Below are 332 nucleotides of genomic sequence, written 5' to 3' on the forward strand. Positions count from 1 at the left end.
GTATGGCTTGAAGCATATGGACACCGACATGAGCTCGGCCCAGGAAATTGCCAAATTCGCCGCTGAGAAAGACAACGCCACCGCCGATATCGGCGACGTAGGCGNCACGCGTGGCGGGGGGTGGGCAGCGTAAGATGTGTAAAAGAGAAGGGTATGGCTAAAATAATTGGGACACCGACGGGAGCTCGGCCCAGGAAATTGCCAAATTCGCCGCTGAGAAAGACAACGCCACCGCCGATATCGGCGACGTAGGCGCGGCCTTTGGCCCCATCGCAGTGCAGCAGGGTGTTACCCAAGCCTACAAACCCAGCACCTGTCTCTTATACACATCT

At 57.1% G+C, this 332-nt stretch carries 1 pseudogene; it reads left to right on the forward strand.

The features are described from left to right. Positions 1–170 precede the first annotated feature (170 nt). Positions 171–332 (forward strand): annotated as a pseudogene (locus tag ACQ4LH_RS21975) (hypothetical protein); the annotation flags it as partial.

The sequence above is a fragment of the Pseudomonas peli genome (genome assembly GCF_050563605.1).
GTDB classification, from domain to species: domain Bacteria; phylum Pseudomonadota; class Gammaproteobacteria; order Pseudomonadales; family Pseudomonadaceae; genus Aquipseudomonas; species Aquipseudomonas peli_A.